The organism is Galbibacter sp. L-19 (assembly GCF_056857615.1).
In genome coordinates this window covers 85670-105851 of the sequence record NZ_JBSXNL010000055.1, presented here as the reverse complement: position 1 = coordinate 105851, position 20182 = coordinate 85670, and the positions used below count along the sequence as shown (strand labels likewise).

Annotated in this window: 12 protein-coding genes; 7 read left to right on the top strand and 5 right to left on the bottom strand. The window is 33.6% G+C overall.

Features of this window, described 5'->3' with window-relative positions:
• Nucleotides 1-13: 13 nt before the first annotated feature.
• The 3 genes from AC13CQ_RS09855 to AC13CQ_RS09845 all read right to left on the bottom strand — a co-directional run bounded on the left by AC13CQ_RS09855 (nucleotide 14) and on the right by AC13CQ_RS09845 (nucleotide 8321).
• Nucleotides 14-3175, bottom strand: coding sequence for a SusC/RagA family TonB-linked outer membrane protein (locus AC13CQ_RS09855; RefSeq protein ID WP_474506591.1), 3162 nt, complete (start codon nucleotides 3173-3175; stop codon nucleotides 14-16).
• A gap of 361 nt (nucleotides 3176-3536) precedes the next feature.
• The gene (locus AC13CQ_RS09850; protein ID WP_335588638.1) at nucleotides 3537-5159 is read right to left on the bottom strand and encodes a RagB/SusD family nutrient uptake outer membrane protein; all 1623 of its coding nucleotides are present in this window, start codon (nucleotides 5157-5159) and stop codon (nucleotides 3537-3539) included.
• A gap of 30 nt (nucleotides 5160-5189) precedes the next feature.
• Nucleotides 5190-8321, bottom strand: coding sequence for a SusC/RagA family TonB-linked outer membrane protein (locus AC13CQ_RS09845; RefSeq protein ID WP_008612603.1), 3132 nt, complete (start codon nucleotides 8319-8321; stop codon nucleotides 5190-5192).
• Between the two features lie 313 nt (nucleotides 8322-8634).
• On the opposite strand from AC13CQ_RS09845, the gene AC13CQ_RS09840 reads away from it, so the two are divergent.
• The 7 genes from AC13CQ_RS09840 to AC13CQ_RS09810 all read left to right on the top strand — a co-directional run bounded on the left by AC13CQ_RS09840 (nucleotide 8635) and on the right by AC13CQ_RS09810 (nucleotide 18651).
• A complete protein-coding gene (locus tag AC13CQ_RS09840; protein ID WP_474506592.1) occupies nucleotides 8635-10434 on the top strand; it encodes an OstA-like protein in 1800 nt (599 codons plus the stop codon).
• A complete protein-coding gene (locus AC13CQ_RS09835; RefSeq protein WP_474506593.1) occupies nucleotides 10434-11627 on the top strand; it encodes an aspartate aminotransferase family protein in 1194 nt (397 codons plus the stop codon). Before AC13CQ_RS09840 ends, AC13CQ_RS09835 begins: the two co-directional genes overlap by 1 nt.
• A gap of 87 nt (nucleotides 11628-11714) precedes the next feature.
• On the top strand, nucleotides 11715-13115 hold the full coding sequence (locus tag AC13CQ_RS09830) for a tetratricopeptide repeat protein (RefSeq protein ID WP_008612600.1): 1401 nt from the start codon (nucleotides 11715-11717) through the stop codon (nucleotides 13113-13115).
• Between the two features lie 32 nt (nucleotides 13116-13147).
• The gene (locus AC13CQ_RS09825; protein ID WP_008612599.1) at nucleotides 13148-14062 is read left to right on the top strand and encodes a polyprenyl-phosphate transporter; all 915 of its coding nucleotides are present in this window, start codon (nucleotides 13148-13150) and stop codon (nucleotides 14060-14062) included.
• A gap of 2 nt (nucleotides 14063-14064) precedes the next feature.
• The gene (locus tag AC13CQ_RS09820; protein ID WP_474506594.1) at nucleotides 14065-15096 is read left to right on the top strand and encodes a DUF368 domain-containing protein; all 1032 of its coding nucleotides are present in this window, start codon (nucleotides 14065-14067) and stop codon (nucleotides 15094-15096) included.
• Between the two features lie 42 nt (nucleotides 15097-15138).
• The gene (locus AC13CQ_RS09815; RefSeq protein ID WP_337901121.1) at nucleotides 15139-15882 is read left to right on the top strand and encodes a shikimate dehydrogenase family protein; all 744 of its coding nucleotides are present in this window, start codon (nucleotides 15139-15141) and stop codon (nucleotides 15880-15882) included.
• An 822-nt stretch (nucleotides 15883-16704) separates the two neighbouring features.
• The gene (locus tag AC13CQ_RS09810) at nucleotides 16705-18651 is read left to right on the top strand and encodes a DUF349 domain-containing protein (RefSeq protein ID WP_337901122.1); all 1947 of its coding nucleotides are present in this window, start codon (nucleotides 16705-16707) and stop codon (nucleotides 18649-18651) included.
• Nucleotides 18652-18878: 227 nt separating this feature from the next.
• Here AC13CQ_RS09810 and rfbA read toward each other — a convergent pair whose 3' ends face one another.
• Both rfbA and AC13CQ_RS09800 read right to left on the bottom strand, forming a co-directional pair.
• The gene (rfbA, locus tag AC13CQ_RS09805; protein WP_337901124.1) at nucleotides 18879-19739 is read right to left on the bottom strand and encodes a glucose-1-phosphate thymidylyltransferase RfbA; all 861 of its coding nucleotides are present in this window, start codon (nucleotides 19737-19739) and stop codon (nucleotides 18879-18881) included.
• A 34-nt stretch (nucleotides 19740-19773) separates the two neighbouring features.
• Nucleotides 19774-20133, bottom strand: a complete 360-nt coding sequence (locus AC13CQ_RS09800; RefSeq protein ID WP_337901126.1) for a four helix bundle protein — start codon at nucleotides 20131-20133, stop codon at nucleotides 19774-19776.
• Nucleotides 20134-20182 lie beyond the last annotated feature (49 nt).

Sequence of the window (20182 nt, the reverse complement as noted above, 5' to 3'; positions counted from 1 at the left end):
CATCATTGTTTTTTTAGAAAATTAAATTCAGGTTTAAACCAACAGTACGAGTCATTGGTAAAGTCCCCCCTTCTGCCCAATTTATATCATTTCTTTTTTCTAATTCTGATGGGTCAATCCATGGTTCATCAGAATAAATTAACCAAACATTATTGGCATATAAGCTTATTGAAGCTCCCGAAAGACTCAGTTTTTCTATTAACGCCTTATTAAAGTCATATTTCAAACGAATGGTTCTTAATTTTATATAAGTAGCATCATGAAGGTTATTCTCATAGATGGTCCCTAAGTTTCCAGAGTTATATAATACCTGTGGATCTACATAAGCATCCACAACAGTTCCATCGCTAATTGGATTTCCGTCAGCATCCAATCCAGTTTGAAGCACCCCTACAATATGCTCTCCTCCTCCACTACTTACAGGATCTCTCTTGGGATTCCCCAAATCATTTAAACCAGCAGTTTTAGCAGAAAGTCCAGAATGGTCTAAATAACGCTCTGTACGTGAGTAATACTTTCCTCCTTTTTGAAAATCGAATCCTAAATTAAAAGAGAGGTTTTTATACTTGAAGTTTGAAACAATTCCGCCTGTATAATCTGGTAATAGGGATCCTAAAAATTTATTCTGCTGAATACTATAGTAATAGTTTCCATCATTTTCGGTAAAAAGAATATTCCCATTTTCATCCTTAGCATATCCTGTTCCGTAGAACAATCCATATTCTTCCCCTACTCTCTCTTGCAACCTTATACTAGTACTATAGGTACTTAAATCTCTAGCATCAATCCCTGGATAAAGTTCGTTGACAACCTTTTCTAAAGTTGCAAAATTCACCCCAAGAGTCCAAGTTACATCTTTACTCTTTATAATATCTCCTGTTATTCCAACTTCAAAACCATTTGTAGTTTGTTTTCCACTATTCACGGTAATATTAGAATATCCTGTAGCGCCGTCTAAAGGCACATTAATAGGAAGATCATTGTCTATTCTATTAAAGTAAGTTAAATCCAAAGAAACTCTATTTCTAAAAAATTGCAACTCAGATCCTATTTCAAATTCATCCCTAGTTCCTCCTCTTAAAATAGGATTTTCTTGATTATTAGATACTGAAAGTCTTCCATTTCCTTGATACAAAACATCCACATCATAAACATTACTAGTTAAATATGGATCTGGAAAAAAAGGTGCGCTAGCATAACCAGCTCTTAGTTTAGCAAATGTTAAAATATCATTTTTGGGAAGTATTTCATGCAACAGAAAACTAAGAGACCCTCCATATGTTTCTACTCGGTTATCATCGGCTCTAGCCGTTGAAGACCAATCTAATCTATATGACCCATCTATATATATTGTTCCTTTATATCCTAAGGATGCTTTAGTAAACAATCCATTTCTCTTCTCTCTTTCAGTTAGATTTTCAGCTGTAACAGGATCTTGAGAACCAGCTAGATTATAGAAATCAGGTATTGTAAGATCTCCATTGGTAGTACTGTATAATGATCTGTAATCTTCCTCTATTTTTTCCCCTCCAACAACAATGTCAAGATCTAAATTTTCATTAAATAAACGCTTATGATAATTAAGCATTCCAAAGAAGTCTTGCCGCTCTCTTCTACTTTGCTGCTCTGAATAAAAAGCAGGATCTAATAAACTAATTGTTGTAGCTCTATCATCTGCTAAGTAGGAATAAAAAGTTCTTCTTACATCGAATGTAAAATCAAGATCATCTGTTATCTCATAAACAATCCCTATTTTACCAAAATATGAGTTTTTATAATCATGCCTTTCATTTTCATAAGAATGAAAATAAGGAGAATCCCAATACAAAGGCCTAGCATCTCTTGGACCTCTTATATTCCAAGACACTGCTTGTCCATTTCTCATATAATCCTGTAGTCTATTAAAATCTAATTGTCTTTGCCACCATTGATTAAAATTAGAGCCTAAATTGCCATAACCTTGATCCGGGTTATTCAATCTATCTCTATCCTCTATATTAATATTTGCTACAAACTTTAATTTATCGGTAACATTATAAAAAGCATTTAACGCTACTTTAGTGTATTGGTTACTTGTATTTGGAATCACACCATTTTGATTAACATAAGACACTGTACTCATTACATTATAATCTTCACCAGCTTTAGAAAAAGAAACCGTAGTATTATTGGTGAGGGCAGAATCGTAAAAACTTCTTACATCGTTTGGAGATTGTGTCCAAGGTCTAAGCTCTCCAAATTCAGGAGTACCTGGAATCCAACTATCCCAATGTCTCACCATTTGTCCATCTAACCTTGGTCCCCAACTTTCATCAGCCCAAAAATCTGGGTATTGCTGTCCGTCAAATGAAGCCCATGATGCAGGGTCTTGAGCAGGATCATAACTAAACGTATTAAAAGTTTGACTATATCCCCCTCCATATTCATTTTGATATTTTGGTAGGGCAGAGACCGAACTCAACCCAACAGAGTAATTCACTTCCACTTTAGCAGCACCTATAGCACCCGACTTACTGGTAATGATAATTACCCCATTTCTTCCTTCAGGGCCATAAATTGCAGTTGCAGAAGCCCCTTTTAAAACAGACATCTCAGCAATATTATCTGTATTTATATCACTAGAATTATTAATCCTAACCCCATCCACTACATAAAGCAAATCGTCATTTCCTCTAAGTCTAACTTTAGACTCCCCAAAAGTAGAACTACTGTTTCCAACCACCTGAATCCCAGAAACCCTACCAGCCAAGGCATTATTAACATCTGTTTCTCTAGCCTGAACTAACTGATCTCCTTCTACAGATTGCTGAGAAAAACCCAGTGCTTTTTTCTCCCTTCTAATTCCTTGCCCTGTTACTACTACTTCAGCCAAGGCCTGAGCATCTTGCACGAGCGCTAAATTAATTTCATTAGAAGTCCCTACTGTACGTTCTTCTGGTTTTTGTCCTACATATGAAAAAACTAATATATCTCCTACATTAGCTTGAATAGAATACTCACCATCAAAATTTGTTTGAGCTCCTACTGCAGTTCCTTTTACTACAACATTTGCTCCAGGTAGGGGTAAACCATCTTGATCTGTAACCACTCCGGTTACAGTTTTTTCTTGCGCAAAAATAAATTGCACATTAAATGCTAGTACTAGCATTAAAAATACACTCAATTTTGATTTCATTATTAAATATAGTTTTTGATTAGCGGTACTAACTTATAGAAATTTATGTTAAAACTATATTGAAAAACTAAAGAATAGTTAATTTTAATGAATTATTATTAGTGATTTAAATAATTAGGTGAAAAAAAATCAATAATATAATATCTATCTAATATTTTAAGAATGTGTTAAATATTGTTAATCAAGTAAGAAAAGTCTATAGATTTAGTAGATAATACAATTCTATTTTATCTGAAAAAAGATACACTAAACGTAAAAAAAATGTCGTTTGGAACTAGTTCCAAACGACATTTTAGCCATTCATTATTCAATAATAAATAGTATAATTTTCTATCTTATCTATTAACTTAGATAGAAAACTTTAATATTTATTTTGATCGTCTTCTGTTAAGTTTGGATTTGCATCAATCTCAGCTTGTGGAATTTTCCATATCCATTTTGGATTCACCGAAGGTTTAGCTTGCATAAATCCATTCTGATATAAAACCTCAGCAGCTCCTGAATTTGATTGATCTAAACCTTCATCCCAACGAATGTTATCATGAAAGCTAAATCCTTCAGCCCACAGCTCTACACGACGTTGAAATTTAATTTGCTCCATCAATGATTCTTTAGTTCCAAAAGCAGTTTTATCAAAAGCTGAATCCCTCTTCTCTCCTAAAATAGCCAATGCATTTTGAGCGCCAGAAATATCTCCCAACATAGCCTTTGCTTCTGCTTCTATCAATACCATTTCTGAGGAACGCATGTATATTACATCATCTGGATCTGTGGTTCCTGGATTTTTCTGTAAAAACTTAACATTCATATATGGATGCGTATTATGCCCTGTAGTCATACCATAAGTAGTTATAATATCTTCCCAAGCATCCCAAAAGTCATCGTCATTATCATAATTAGGATCAGTTTCATAACTTCCTCCTTGATCATTAGAAGCACCAGAATTTGTGTTAGGAGCTAAAGGCAACCATGCATCTGCACGATAATCTGTAGCAGGAATTTGATTATATAATTCACTACTAATTAACTTAGGATTACTTCTATTTTGAGACCCATTAAAGGTTGAGCATATATAATAGAAATAGGATTGGAAATAATTCGTTTCAGCATCTATTACACGTCCACCCCAAATAACTTCTGATAAATCAGTAGTATTAAATCCTGTTTTCCATGCAGCTTCATCAATTAAAGAGTAACCATTTCTAGCTAAAGCTGCTGCATCAGCAGCTTCTTTCCATGCTCCTTTTGACAATGCAATTCTTGCTTTTATACCATAAGCGGCATTTATTGATATATGAGATTTATTTGCTGCTGCAGAAGCATTTTTGAAATACCCAATAGAAGTATTTATATCATCTGCTATTTGTTGATAAATAACTGCCACTGTTGAACGTGGTTGACTTGTATATGGTGCTTCTGTTGCTAATAACAAAGGTACTCCTGGATCTGTATCTGGACTACCTACCAAATACCCTTTTGCATAAGTCATTATTAATTGATGATAAGCCCAAGCTCTATAAGCATGTGCTTGTGCAAGAATATTATTCATCTCCTCATCAATTACAAACTCTCCTTCAGCAACTTCATTAATAATAGAATTACAACTAGCGATAAAATGGTAACGTTGGTACCAAAAATTTTTCACAGTAGTAGAACCAGCATTGATGTGGGTACGCCATTGTAAATCTGAAGTCATCCAACCATTCCCTGGAGAAGAGTGGATTATATTTCCTCCCATTGCATCTAAAGCAGGTATAAAGTGACTTTGTCCACTTCTAGAACTCTCAGCCCCTGGCAATGGAGACTGTGCATACATTTGTCTATGAAGACCTTCAAGTATTAACATCATATTTTCAGGAGAAGAAAGTGCATCGTCTGCTGAAATAGCATCTGTTGGTGTTGTGTCCAAATAATCTTCTGAACAACTTATGGTAAAAAGTACTGTTGAGACTATCAACAAATACATATAAATTTTTCGTAACATAATTTTCAATTTATTATTTTTTAATTCCCCTTAAAATGAAACATTAACTCCAAAAGAAATTACTCTAGATGGGTTATAATCATTTCCTTCTGGTGTTCCTGATAAATTATACATTGGGTTCAATCCTCTTCTTTCAGAATCTATAAGTAAGTTCTCTCCAGTAACATAAAATTGAAGTTTACTTAATCCTAACGGATCTAGGATATCATTACTAAAATTATATGCTAAGCTTACATTCTTAACTCCAAAATAAGAGGCATCGGTTAGAAATCTTGTAGATCCTGATACCAATTGATTTGGTGCTCCATTTTCCAATCTTGGAACATCTGTAATATCTCCAGGTGCTTTCCAAGCATTCATCATATCTGGATGAAGCGATTCTCCATATTCTCCCTCATGCATCATAGCCGCATAACCATAATCTAAAACTTCTCCCCCTATAGAATACAAAAGAAGTACACTAAGCTCTAAATTTTTATATCTAAAGCGATTGGTAATCGATCCAAATAAATCTGGGATTGGCGTGGAGTTTGCATATGCTTTCCCTGCATCTTGATAATCATTTGTAGTTTCATGGTCTCCATCTGCATTTAGTACAGGAACTCGGCCCCCAGTGTCTACATCATCTTCATACATATAATACAATGCATCCCCATTATCTGGATCTACTCCAGCATAATCATAGATAAAGAAGTCGTACCTAGAACGTCCAACATCCCATCTCTTCGAACCATCAATAAATGGTGATGGAATATCTGTAATCTCATTCTTCAGAGTAGAAGCTTGAACAGTTAAATCCCAATTAAAATCATTTGATCTTAGTAACTCCCCAGTAATACCAATTTCAAAACCTTCATTGTACATGTCTGCAATATTTGCTGGTCCTTCATTTAAACCATTTGAAAGTGGAAGCGGTACGTTGTATAATAAGTCAGAAGAATTTTTTCTGTAATACTCCAAAGAACCGTGTAATCTATTATTAAAGAAACCATACTCCAATGCAACATCCCAGCTATCTACTGTCTCCCATGTCAAAGCATTGTTTCCTAAATCTGACCAATATATCCCTGGATCCCCAGCATTTGTATATAATGAGTATCTAGGCTGAGAAATGTAATAATCGTTTAAATCATCGTTACCTACTTGACCAAAAGACGCTCGCAATTTTAAATTATTAACAAAATCAACATCTTCCATAAAACCTTCTTGGTCTATTCTCCAAGATCCTCCTATTGAATAAAAATTACCCCATCTAACATCTTTATTAAATACTGATGATCCATCGCGTCTTGCAGAGGCACTTATATAATATTTATGTCCGAAGTTATAATTCAACCTTGCAAAATATCCTTCAAGTCTCTTATCTGAGCTATATCCAGATAAATCTGAGATAGTAGAAAAATTATCGAACTCATAAATCCCTACAGCTGTTTGGGTATTACTAGAACCATCCATTTCACTATAATGACGGTTAAAACTTTCGTGTCCTAAAGTAACGTCAAAATTATGTCTCCCGAAGTCCTTATTATAGGTAATAATCTGATTAAAGTTTTCTACAGTTCTTCTAAATCTCAACTCACCATAGCGACCAGCAGGCGCTCCATCTCCTACAATGTTGTTTTCGTATTCCTTATTTATATAATCATTAGTATCTTGACCATATAATAATTTAAAATTTAAGCCTTCTAAGATTTTAAAATCTGCAGTATATCTAAGACTTATATTATTAATTTTAGTAACATCACTATTAAATAAAGCTTCAGCAATAGCATGACGCCCTACGTTTACGGGTCTAGAACGAATTCCATAATCTGAATATCCTTCACCATAATCAAACTGAGTTGCTCCTTCAGCATCTAAAATATAATCCCCTGTAGTTGGATCCACCACATATACTGGATAAACTGATCCCATTCCTTTTGCAAAACCAAATGGATTGGCAATAGAACTTCCTCTAGACATTGGTCCTTTTTGTGTGGTAGAAGAAAAATTCATGTTTGCTCCTAAACTCAACCATTCTGCAGGAGAAAAGCTCCCACTTAAACGATTAGTCATTCTTTTATAATCACTAGTTACAACATATCCTTTTTCATCTAAATAAGATGTTGAGAAAAACACGTTATGATTTTCACCACCTCCAGAAGCATTTAAAGAAAGATTTTGTCGGCTTCCTGTTCTCTCCAAAGCATCATACCAATCTAAACCTTGAGCAATTACTTGGGCATTTGGGTTTAATTTTCCATCTACCCCTACTATTTGATCATTAGGAACATTAAATGGATTATAACCCAAACGATTATAAATAGATGCAGAAGCCTCTGTAGCTGGGTCACTTCCTCCTAAAGAATTTTTATATGCCTGCCACATCATTTCGTAATATTGACCAGGCGATGCAGCTTCATACTCAGGAACACCTTTTGTAACTACCCCATATTGACTTGACATATTTACTTTAATACCAGTTCCTTTTTTACCTTTCTTAGTTGTTATCATAACAACTCCATTTGCAGCACGAGAACCATATAATGAGGTTGAAGCTGCGTCTTTTAAAACCGTAATAGATGCAATATCATCTTGGTTTAGACTATTAATACCTCCTTCAAACTGAATACCATCTACAATATAAAGCGGATCTGTATCTCCATTTAATGTACCCACACCTCTAATAACTATACTAGGTGAAGAACCTGGCTGACCAGAAGTTGATAAAACCTGAACTCCAGTTGTAGACCCCTCTACTGCTCCAATAGGAGAGGTTAATGTTCTTAAGCCAAAATCTTCAGCTTTAATAACATCTGCAGAACCAGTAAAGTCTTTCTCTGTAGAAGTTCCATAAGCTACTACTATAACTTCATCCAACGTCTGCGCATCTTGTTGCAAAGCAACATTAATAATATTTGAAGCTCCTACTTTACGTTCTACTGTAGTTTGCCCTACGTAAGAAAAAACTAAAATATCTCCTGTAGATGCATTAATGGAATAATTTCCATCAAAGTCGGTCTGACTTCCATTTTTAGAACCTTTGACCAACACATTAGCTCCGGGCAAAGGAATATTGTCCTGGTCGGTAACTGTTCCCGAAACGGTTACTTCTTGTGCAACGGCAAATTGAACAAGAAACGCTAAGAATAGCGAAAAAAACACATGTAATTTTGATTTCATTATTTAAATAAGTTTAGAAATTAGTGCCGCGAAAGTAGCCAAAAAAGTCAGTTTTTTGTAGGAAAGAATGCTTTTCAGTAAGAATTTTATCCGTTATTATGGATATACAAAAATCCAAATTATAATTTCATAATATCTTATTTTGAAGAGCCCATTTTCAATAAATTCATAATTCAAATTAACTAGTTTGGAAGTCTTTTTCCTGAAATTTCACCAGATAAATTAAAGGTTTCGCCTTTCTTTTTTATAAATTCTTCCTAACAAATCATCAACTAAATGAAAAAACTTTATTTTTGATGCAAAATTTAAACGGTTGACTCAAATACGTACATATCTATCCCTCATCCTCTTTTGTTTTTCTACTGTGTTATTGGCTCAGGAGAAAAAAGAAATTACCATCATTCATGGAGGAGATTTTAATAAAGATGAAGTAAAATATCCAGGTGCCTCTATATTTAGTAAAGACGATAGACAGGTTCAATTTGAACATCAAGGAATTGATCTTTGGTGCGATCTTGCTGTTTATTATCAAAAAGAAAATAAAATACAAGCCTATGGAAATGTCTTTTTTCAACAAGGAGATTCCATTAAAATGAATAGCGAATATGTAGAATACGATGGAACTACAAAAATTGCTTTGGCTAAGGAAAAGGTTGTTTTAAGAAACAACTCAATGACGCTAAATACCGAAGAATTAGAATTTGACAGAAATAAACAAGAAGCATTTTACGATAATTTCGGAACTGTAAAAGATAGTGCCAATGTCCTAACAAGCGATAAAGGTCGCTATTACATGGAAATTGATAAATACGAGTTTAAAAGTGATGTAAAAATTACCAATCCTGATTATGTAATTAATTCAGCCCGAATGGATTATTACACCAATACCAAAAACGCATATATGTACGGCCCATCAACTGTGGTTGGAGAAGACTATAAAATGTATTGCGAGCGTGGTTTCTACAATACGGTTGCAGAAACTGGTTATGGGGTTAAAAATACGCGTATAGATTACAGTGACCGGATTATTTATGGAGATAGCTTATATTTTAACAAGGCTACAGAATTTGCTTCAGCAACCAACAACATTAAAGTAATAGACACTGTAAACGATGGAGTTTTAAGAGGTCATTATGCAGAGATTTATAAAGCAAAAGATTCTGTTTTAGTTACTAAAAAAGCCTTGGCTATTAGTCTTTTTGAAAAAGATTCCATGTATATCCATGCAGATACTTTAATGGTTACTGGAAAAGAAAATGAGCGTATTGTTAGAGCTTTTAGAGACGCGCGTTTTTTTAAAACAGATTTAAGTGGAAAATGTGATTCTATTCATACGGACGAAAAAACTGGAATTGCGCAACTTATAACTAAAATTCCGCCAAATACTCCAGAAAACAAACTTTCCGCTTTCCGACCCGTACTTTGGAGCGGAGAAACACAAATGACAGGAGATAGCATTCATATTATCTCCAATGTAAAAACCGAGAAGCTAGACTCCCTCAAAGTGTGGGACAATGCTTTTATTATTCAGAAAGACTCCTTAAGTGGTGTAAAGTTTAAAGACTCTCTTAAACAAGGTTACAACCAGATAAAGGGAAAATATCTCTATGGTTTATTTGAAGAAAATGAATTAAGAATTGTGGATATTGTCAAAAATGCGGAACTTATATATTACTTATGGAATGATGATGATGAGTTGGTAGGGATAGACAAACGTCTTTGTGGACTTATCCAAATGGTAATGGAAGATAACGAAATTGACAATACCACCTCTTTTATTAATGTAGAAGGAATTATTTATCCCGATTCTGAACTTCCTGTTAACGGTCGTAAATTTAGAGGTTTCTATTGGCGTGGCGATGAAATTATTTCTAGTGTAGACGATTTATTTAGTGAAGAAGATAAAAACATAAAACTCCCTGTAATTAATGGAGTTAACAATCCTATAGATATTGATAATCCTAATTTAGCTCCAGAAGAATTAACTCCTATTAATCCTGAAGAAGAAAAAGAGGAAACGCCTACAAACACTGCTAATTCAGTAAATAAAAAAGCAACACTTCCTAAAAAAGCGCCTGTTAAGAAAGCTGAAAAAGAAGAAAGTTCTAAATAATGAAGCAAAACTTTTTAAAATATCAAGCACAAACGGGACCAACTCCCTTAGGTATAGAAGTTTCTCACGCAAGAGGTTCCTATATTTATGATCTTGATGGAAAATCTTATTTAGACTTTGTTGCTGGAGTCTCTGCCAATACGTTAGGCCATAGTCACCCAAAAGTTGTGAATGCTGTGCAAGAGCAAGCTGCTTCTTATATGCATGTAATGGTTTATGGAGAATATGCACAAGGCCCTGCGGTTGAGCTTGCAAAGTTATTAGCACAACAATTACCAGAACCTTTGAGCAGCACTTATTTAGTAAATTCTGGCACAGAAGCTATAGAAGGGGCTATGAAACTCTCAAAAAGAGCTACTGGAAGAGGAGAAGTTATTGCTGCAAAGCATGCGTATCATGGTAATACTCAAGGCTCTATGAGCTTAATGGGGTATGAAGAAAGAAAAAAAGCGTACCGCCCTTTATTACCTGGTATAAAATTTATTGAATTTAATAACGAAAAAGATTTAAAAAATATAACTACTAAAACTGCTGGAGTTATTCTTGAAACCATCCAAGGAGGAGCCGGATTTATAGAACCGAAAAACAACTATTTACAGAAGGTAAAAAAACGTTGTGAAGAAGTTGGGGCTTTACTTATCCTCGACGAAATTCAACCTGGTTTCGGGCGGACAGGAAGACTTTTTGGTTTTATGAACTACCATGTTACTCCAGATATTTTAGTAATGGGGAAAGGAATGGCTGGCGGAATGCCTATTGGCGCTTTTACCGCCTCATATGACATGATGGCACAATTAAAAGAAGCTCCAAAAATGGGGCATATAACTACTTTTGGAGGACATCCTGTTGTAGCCGCGGCTGCACTTGCCACCTTAAAAGAATTAACTACCACAACTTTAATTAAACAAACACTAGAAAAAGAAAAACACTTCCGATCACTTTTGGTACATCCTTTGATTAAGGAGATTAGAGGAAAAGGATTAATGTTGGCAATACTTGTTGAAAATGCAGAAGTTGCAAACTTTTTAGTACTTGAAGGAATGAAAAAAGGACTCATTCTCTTTTGGCTTCTATTTGAAACAAGAGCAGTACGAATTACACCACCATTAACCATTTCAAATGAAGAAATTGAAAAAGGTTGTAACACTATTTTAGAGCTTCTAAATGAGTGGAATAACCAAAATGTTAACTAATTTGTTAATAACAATAAGGTTTTTGATTCAATCATAACGCTTCAAGCCCTAAATTTATTAACGTAGAAATCTAAAAACGCATCGCTTATGCCATTTAGTGCTCACGAAGATCATAACCCACCGTTAGCAAAATTTGAATCAATGTTGAAAACTAATGACGTTTACTTCTTTGATTCGGAAGACTTCCAAGAGATAACACATCATTATCTTGATTCTGGAAAAGTTGCTTTAGCTAAAAAAGCTATACAAATTGGTTTACAACAACACCCTACTTCTTCAGAGTTAAAACTCTTACAAGTAGAGATTCTTGTTTTTGAAAATCGGTTTGATGTTGCTGAAGTAATTTTAGATGAATTGGAAGCAATAGAATCTTCTAACGAAGAAATATTAATCCAAAAGGCTAATATTTATTCCAAACAAGACAACCATCAAAAGGCAATAGAATTACTGCATGATGCTTTATCTATGACAGATGATAATGCAGATATTTATTCTTTATTAGGAATGGAATATCTTTTTTTAGACGATTATGAATCGGCTAAAGATGCATTTATTAATTGTTTAAATGAAGATTATGAAGATTATGCTGCCCTATATAATGTAATTTATTGCTTCGATTTCTTAGAAGATTTTGATGGTGCTATTACATTTTTAAATTCGTATCTAAATCAGAATCCGTATTGCGAAGTTGCATGGCATCAATTAGGAAAGCAATTTGTAAGTAAAAAAATGTACAAAGAAGCGCTTTCTAGTTTTGATTTTGCTATTTATTCCGACGATACTTTCATAGGTGCTTACCTAGAAAAAGGACGGGTATTGGAACGTTTAAAAAGATATAATGAAGCCATTGAAAACTACGAAATCACTTTAGGTTTAGACGATCCTACTTCTTATGCTTATTTAAGAATAGGAAAATGTCATGACAAGCTAGGGAATTTAGAATTAGCAAAAAAATTCTTTTATCGTACCGTTCATGAAGATCCGCTTTTAGACAAAGGCTGGATTGCTATAACCGACTTTTATTTTAAGCAAGGGAATTATCAAAAAGCACTATATTACATCAATAAAGCTATAAATATTGATAGTGAAAATGTATTATATTGGAAACGAAGCGCCAAAATAAATGAATTACTTCATTTTTATGAAGAATCAGATCTTGCCTATCAAAAAGCCGTAGAATTAGGAAACTATGAATTACAAACATGGATTTCATGGTCGGATATTTTATTGAAATTAGGCGAGTATGACAGCGCTATTCACACACTTTTACAGGCTTTAGAATTTTATCCTGAGCATGCAGACTTAGAATACCGTTTGGCAGGAATGTACTACCTATCTTCTGATGCTTTAAAAGGAACATATCATTTAAAAAACGCCTTAAAACACAACTATGAGGAGCATGATACTATGGAAATTTTATTCCCTGCAGTTTATAACCGCAAAACAGTAAAAAATATAATCCATAGTTTTAAAAATGCGTCCCTATAAAATTGCTATTTTTGTTCCCCTAAGAACAAAATATGCAAAGATCAATTTTAGACTACTTTATTATCACCCTTAAAGGTATTGCTATGGGTGCAGCAGATGTTGTACCTGGCGTTTCTGGAGGTACTATTGCTTTTATTTCTGGTATTTATGAGGAACTTATAACCTCCATAAATAATATCAGCATAGAAACTTTTAATATTCTAAGAAAAGAAGGTTTTAAAAAAGCTTGGAATCATATCAATGGTAATTTTTTAGTTGCCTTGTTTCTTGGTATTGCAATTAGTATTTTATCCTTAGCCAAATTATTAGCATGGCTATTAGAGACGCATCCAATTTTATTATGGTCGTTCTTTTTCGGACTTGTAGTAGCAAGTATTATTTTTGTTGGAAAACAAATTACAAAATGGAATGCTGGTAGCATTATTGCCTTTATAGCTGGAGCTGCGGTTGCATTTTATATTACCACCCTCCCCCCTATGCATGAAACTGGTGGAGCTCTTCATTTGTTTTTTTCTGGAGCCTTAGCCATATGTGCTATGATTTTACCTGGAATTTCTGGAGCTTTTATTTTAGTTCTCTTGGGTTCTTATGGTACCATTTTGGCAGCAGTAAACGAGAGAGACATTCAAACAATTGCTATTGTTGGGCTAGGAGCTATCTTTGGATTATTAAGCTTTTCTAAACTTTTAAAATACCTATTTACAAATTACAAAAATGTTACGTTGGCTGTTTTAACAGGTTTTATTTTAGGCTCTTTAAATAAAATATGGCCCTGGAAATTGGTTACCGAAATCAAAAAATTTGGCGATAAAACTATTATTATTGACGAAAGTACGAGTCCTTTTAATTATGATGGCGACCCGCAGCTATTATGGGCAATAATTTTGGCTATTATCGGTTTTTTAACCATCTTTCTTCTTGAAAAATTGGCTACCATAAAAAAATAAAAATGCAACAACCAACGCGTACACTTCTCGATAAGTTTTTCCTTTTCATAAAGGGATTAGCCATGGGAGCCGCCAATAAAGTTCCTGGCGTTTCTGGAGGGGTGGTTGCTTTTGTTGCTGGTTTTTACGAAGAATTTATTTACTCGCTTCAGAAAGTAAACTTAAAAGCTCTAAAATTAATCCTTAATGGACGGTTTAGAAGCTTTTATCAATATATAAATGGTCGCTTTTTAAGTTTATTGCTATTAGGAATGCTAGTGAGTTATTTTAGCGTCTCTAAACTTTTAGACTACTTTATAGCGCAAAAAGAATTGTATGTTTGGGCCGCTTTCTTCGGAATGATTTTAGGCTCTATTTATTATATAGCCAAGGATTTTCATTATTGGAATCGGAAAACCATTTTATCCTGTATCATTGGAATAATGATAGGTATCTCCTTAAGCTTTTTTAACCCAGCAAAACAAAATGAGAATCTATTTTTTGTGTTTTTCTGCGGAATAATAAGTGTTTCTGGGATGACGCTACCAGGCTTATCTGGTTCTTTTATTTTAATTCTACTTGGAAATTATGTACTCCTTTTAGTAGATTCTGTAAATGCTCTTTATGATACTTTTGCTGAAATATTTAAAGGCGATTTTAACTTTATAAACAACCAACAGCGAATAGAAATGTTGAAAATTTTAGCAGTTTTCACCTTAGGATCGGTTACTGGTTTGGTTACACTTTCGCATTTATTAAGCTATGTTTTAAAGCATTTTAAACATATTACCACCGCCATTATCCTAGGGTTTATTACTGGCTCTCTGGGAGTTGTTTGGCCTTGGAAAAAAACAATATACAGACTCAACGAATTTGGAGAAGTAATGAAAGATTCGGCTGGAGAAAAAATAATTGTTAACTACCAACGCTACCTACCACATATAAATAATACAGAAACATGGATTGCCATTGGCTTTGTTATTGTTGGAATCTTAATTGTATTAGGATTGGATTGGTACGGAAAACTAACTCAAGGCGAAACTGTAAAACATTAATTTTAATATACACCAACCGCCAAAACGTATAAAACTTACTTAATGAAAAAAGAACTTAGACATTTCGGATTATTAGGAAAGAATATTTCATACTCATTTTCTGCTGGTTACTTTACGGAAAAATTTAAGCAGCTCGATCTTGATAACCATTCTTATGTTAATTTCGATTTACAAAACATTGAAGAAATTAAAAATGTTTTAGCACAAGATAAAGATATTGTTGGTTTTAATATCACCATTCCCTACAAAGAAGCTATTATTCCTTTTTTAACTGAAATAGACCCAAAAGCAAAAGAAATTGGCGCTGTAAATACCGTAAAAATAACCAAGAACGGTTTGAAAGGCTACAATACAGATGTTTATGGCTTTTATAAATCTATAGAACCCTTTATAAAATCACACCATAAAAAGGCACTAATTCTAGGTACAGGAGGTGCTTCTAAAGCAGTAAAACACGCTTTAATTGACTTAGGTTTGGAGATTCAATTTGTATCCAGAACTGCATCGGAAAACAAATTGAGTTACGAGATGCTTACAAAACAAGTTATGGAGCAACACCAAGTAATTGTGAATTGCTCTCCAATTGGTACTTTTCCAAATACGGAAGTTAAACCTGCTATTCCATATGAATTTCTTACTGAAGAGCATTTAGTTTTTGACTTAATCTACAACCCTCCAAAAACAGCTTTCATGAAATATGCTGAAGCAAATGGCGCTACCGCAGTAAACGGAAGCAAAATGCTAGAACTCCAAGCTGAAAAAGCCTGGGAAATTTGGAATGGGTAGAAGTCGGGAGTCCGAAGCTAGACAGTGTTCAGTTTACAGATTGCAGTCTTTTTGGTTTATGGTTTATGGTTTATGGTTTATGGTAAATTAAAAATTCACAAAAGAATAAGGACAAAAAATCTATATTCTTTTCTCTTTATTCTATATTCTTCTCTTTAACTCATTAACTTTTTAACTCAAAGTGGCATAGGTTCAAAGATGCAAAGATTCAAAGATGTCAATTTGAAGATTTGGATATGCGGAAGTGAAAAAAGGTTTGAAGTCGGAAGACCGAAGTCGGGAGTGTTCAGTAGACAGATTGCAGTTGGTTTATGGTTTGTCGTTTTTAGTTTTTAGTTTTCAGTTTTTGATAAACTAAAAATTCAAAAAGTATCAGAATACAAAAATCTATATATATTGTTTCTTTATTCTTGTTTCCTTCGAACTTCCAACTTCCAACTTCCAACTCCGGACTTCAGACTATTTCAATCTTTGAATCTTTCAATCTTTGAATCTTTCAATCTTTGAATCTTTCAATCTTTGAATCTTTCAATCTTTCAATCTTTGAATCTTTGAATAAGCAATAGGCTTTTGATAAAATGCAAATTCGAAAAATCATAAGAACACAAAAATCTTTACTCTATACTCTTTATTCTTGTTTCCTTCGAACTTTTTACTTCCGTCTACCGACTTCAGTCTTCCGACTTCAAACTTCAAAACTTACCCTCAACTTTAAACTTTTTCACCTAATACTCAACAGTTCCAAACAAAACACTTGGCTAATTTGTTACTTGTTAGTATCTTTCAACTTGAAAGTATTGACGAACCTTAAACATTTACAAAATGTTAGAAGAAAAAGATGATAACCTGCAGCCAGAGGCAGACGGAAGTGAAAAAAATAGCGAGACGCCGCAAATTGACAATCAAGAGAGTGTTACTACCGAAGAAACGGTAAGTGAAGTGGAAGTAACTGCTGATGCTGAAGGAGAAAATAATGATGATCCGCAGAATGAAATAGATGAGTCGAATGCGGAAGATGCGGAAGATGAAGGACACAAAGAGCGTCATGAAATTCCTATGCTAGACTATCATGCCATGAATATGGATACGTTAGTTGAGGAACTCAATATACTTATTACAAAAGAAAAAATACAGGCTATAAAAAGTCATGTTGACCAAATAAAATCAGAGTTTGATCTAAAATTTCAAGAACTCTTAGAACAGAAAAAAGAAGATTTTATCCAAGAGGGAGGCAATGAAATTGACTTTAATTATTCTTCGCCAGTTAAGAAGCGTTTTAACGAACTATATAATGAATATAGAGATAAACGCAATCAATATTATAAGAATTTAGAACATCGATTGGATCTAAATCTAAAAAATAGATTAGATATTATTGAAGAATTAAAGGGCTTGATTAATGTTGAAGAAAATATTAACGACACTTATAAACACTTTAAGGAGTTACAAGAACGATGGCGAAATGCTGGTCCGATTCCACGTGTAAATTACAATGATGTTTGGCGCACCTACCACCACCATGTGGAGATATTTTACGATTTCTTAGATTTAAATAGAGACCTACGCGATTTAGATTTTAAACATAATTTAGAAGAAAAAGAAAAAATTATTGCTCAAGCAGAATCTCTTGCCGAAATGGGCGATGTAAACAAGGCCTTTAGAGAATTACAGTTGCTTCATAAAATATGGAAAGAAGATTTAGGCCCTGTAGATAGAGAACATCGAGATGCTATTTGGGATCGTTTTAGCGCTGCTACCAAAGCAATACATCAAAAGCGACAAGAATATTTTAAGAATCAAGATGTAATACATGAAGCTAATCTTTTAGTAAAACAAGATATTATTAAAAAGATTGAAGCTATTACGCAGCAAAAAGTAAATAACCACAGTAGCTGGCAAAAACTCATAAAAGAAGTAGAAGCTTTACGAGAAGAGTTTTTTAATGCTGGGAGAGTTCCTTACAAAGTAAATGAACAAACTTGGGCTGCCTTTAAAGAAGCTGTGCGTAAATTCAACAGAAATAAAAATTCTTTTTATAAAGGACTTAAAAAAGACCAGCAAGACAATCTAGATAAAAAAATGGAATTGGTAAAATTGGCTGAATCCCTAAAAGACAGTGATGAATGGGAAAAAACTACGCCAATAATGAAGAAAATTCAATCTGATTGGAAAAATATCGGTCATGTTCCAAGAAAATATTCTGATAAAATCTGGAATGAATTTAAGTCTGCTTGTAACCATTATTTCGATCGACTTCATGCTAAGAAAAACGAGCATTTTAAAGATGAAATGGAAGCTTTCGAACAGAAGAAGGCATATTTAGATAATTTAAAAGAATTCCAATTATCTGGAGACAAGGAAAAAGACTTAGAGCAAGTAAAAGCTATTATTGCCGACTGGAAGGCTATTGGAAGAATCCCTCATAGCAAAAAAAGCATTGAAGGAAAATTCAACAAAATATTGGATGCATTATTCAAGAAATTAGACCTCGATAAGCAAAAGGCGGAACTTATAAAATATGGGAACAAGCTAGATCAACTGGCAAATGCAGATAATGATACGCTAATTAATAATGAGCGTGTATTTATCCGTAGAAAAATTGACGAAGTAAAATCGGAAATACGTCAATTGGAGAATAATTTACAGTTCTTTAATGCAGATGAAAGCAATCCTATTGTAAAAGAGGTGATGAATAATATTGATAAACACCATGAAGATTTAAATTTATGGAAAGCAAAACTCAAAAAGCTTAAAAACATAAATCAATAATATATTCAAAGTAAGGTTACACACTATTTTATTAAAAAAAAAGCAATCTAAAAAGGTGTATTCAGAAAATACCCTTATTCCATATAAGTATGCGGTTGTGCATTAAATTGAAATAACAAAAAACCCCGAAAAAGGCTGTTCAGAGCTAAAATCGGGGTTTTCTTATTCCATTCATTTATGAAAACACAGAAAATTAGTGAATTTTCAGTATATACATTTTCCTTTTTTTATTTCAATATACTCAATAGCCTTTTTCCATAACCGCTTTTCATTAACGGCTCAATTAAAGCTATAAATTCTTCTTTTGTAATATAACCCATTTCATAGGCAGCACCTTCTATAGCTCCAATTTTAAGTCCTTGTCGCTCTTCAATAACTTCTACAAATTGCGAAGCTTGCATTAAAGATTGAAATGTTCCTGTATCTAGCCATGCAGTTCCTCTATCCATAATACCAACCTGTAATTTTCCTCGTTCAAGATACACTTTATTAATATCGGTAATCTCTAACTCTCCTCTTTTACTTGGCTTGATATTTTTTGCTATTGCCACCACCTCATTGTCATAAAAATAAATCCCTGGAACCGCATAATTCGATTTTGGACTTTGTGGCTTCTCCTCAATTGAAATAGCTTGCCCATTTTCATCAAACTCTACTACACCATATCGCTCTGGATCATGAACATGATATGCATAAACAATTCCGCCATCAGGATTATTATTTTCTTGTAACAACTTATCTAATCCAGTTCCATAAAATATATTATCTCCTAAAATCAAAGCTACTTTATCATTTCCAATAAAGTCTGCTCCAATAATAAAAGCTTCTGCCAAACCATTAGGATGTTCTTGTACCGCATATTCAAAAACACAACCATACTTTTTACCATCTCCCAGCAATTCTTTAAACAACGGTAAATCTTTTGGAGTAGAAATGATTAATACTTCTCGAATTCCTGCTCGCATTAACGTAGAAAGCGGATAATAAATCATCGGTTTATCATAAATAGGCATTAACTGCTTACTAACCGATAATGTTAATGGATGTAATCGTGTTCCTGAGCCTCCAGCGAGAATAATTCCTTTCATTTTTAGTTAAATGTTTAAAGTTTAGTGTTCATTTTCAGACTGATTTTTTCAATCCACTAATCATCTTAGCAATTTCCATCGCCATATCTTTTACCATTTGAGAGCTTTCGGTACTTATATAACTCAATTCCTTAGCAATTATAATTTGATTTACTAATTCCATTAAACTCCCATAAGCTATAGTGTAAAATCTTTTTTTATCTTTCTTTGAGTCCCGAGAAGTTCCTTCTGCAATATTTGAAGGAATCGAAATTGCCGATCGTCGAATTTGCGAGGTTAATGAATATTGTTCTTCTTTTGGAAAATCAGAAGTTAATTTATAAATAAATTTAACAAGCTGAATACTCTTTTCCCATACTTTTAGACTTTCAAACCCAAATCTATTTTCGCTCATTTTTTAATGGTTTAGGTCTATAAAACTTTACACTTCACTCTCAACTCTC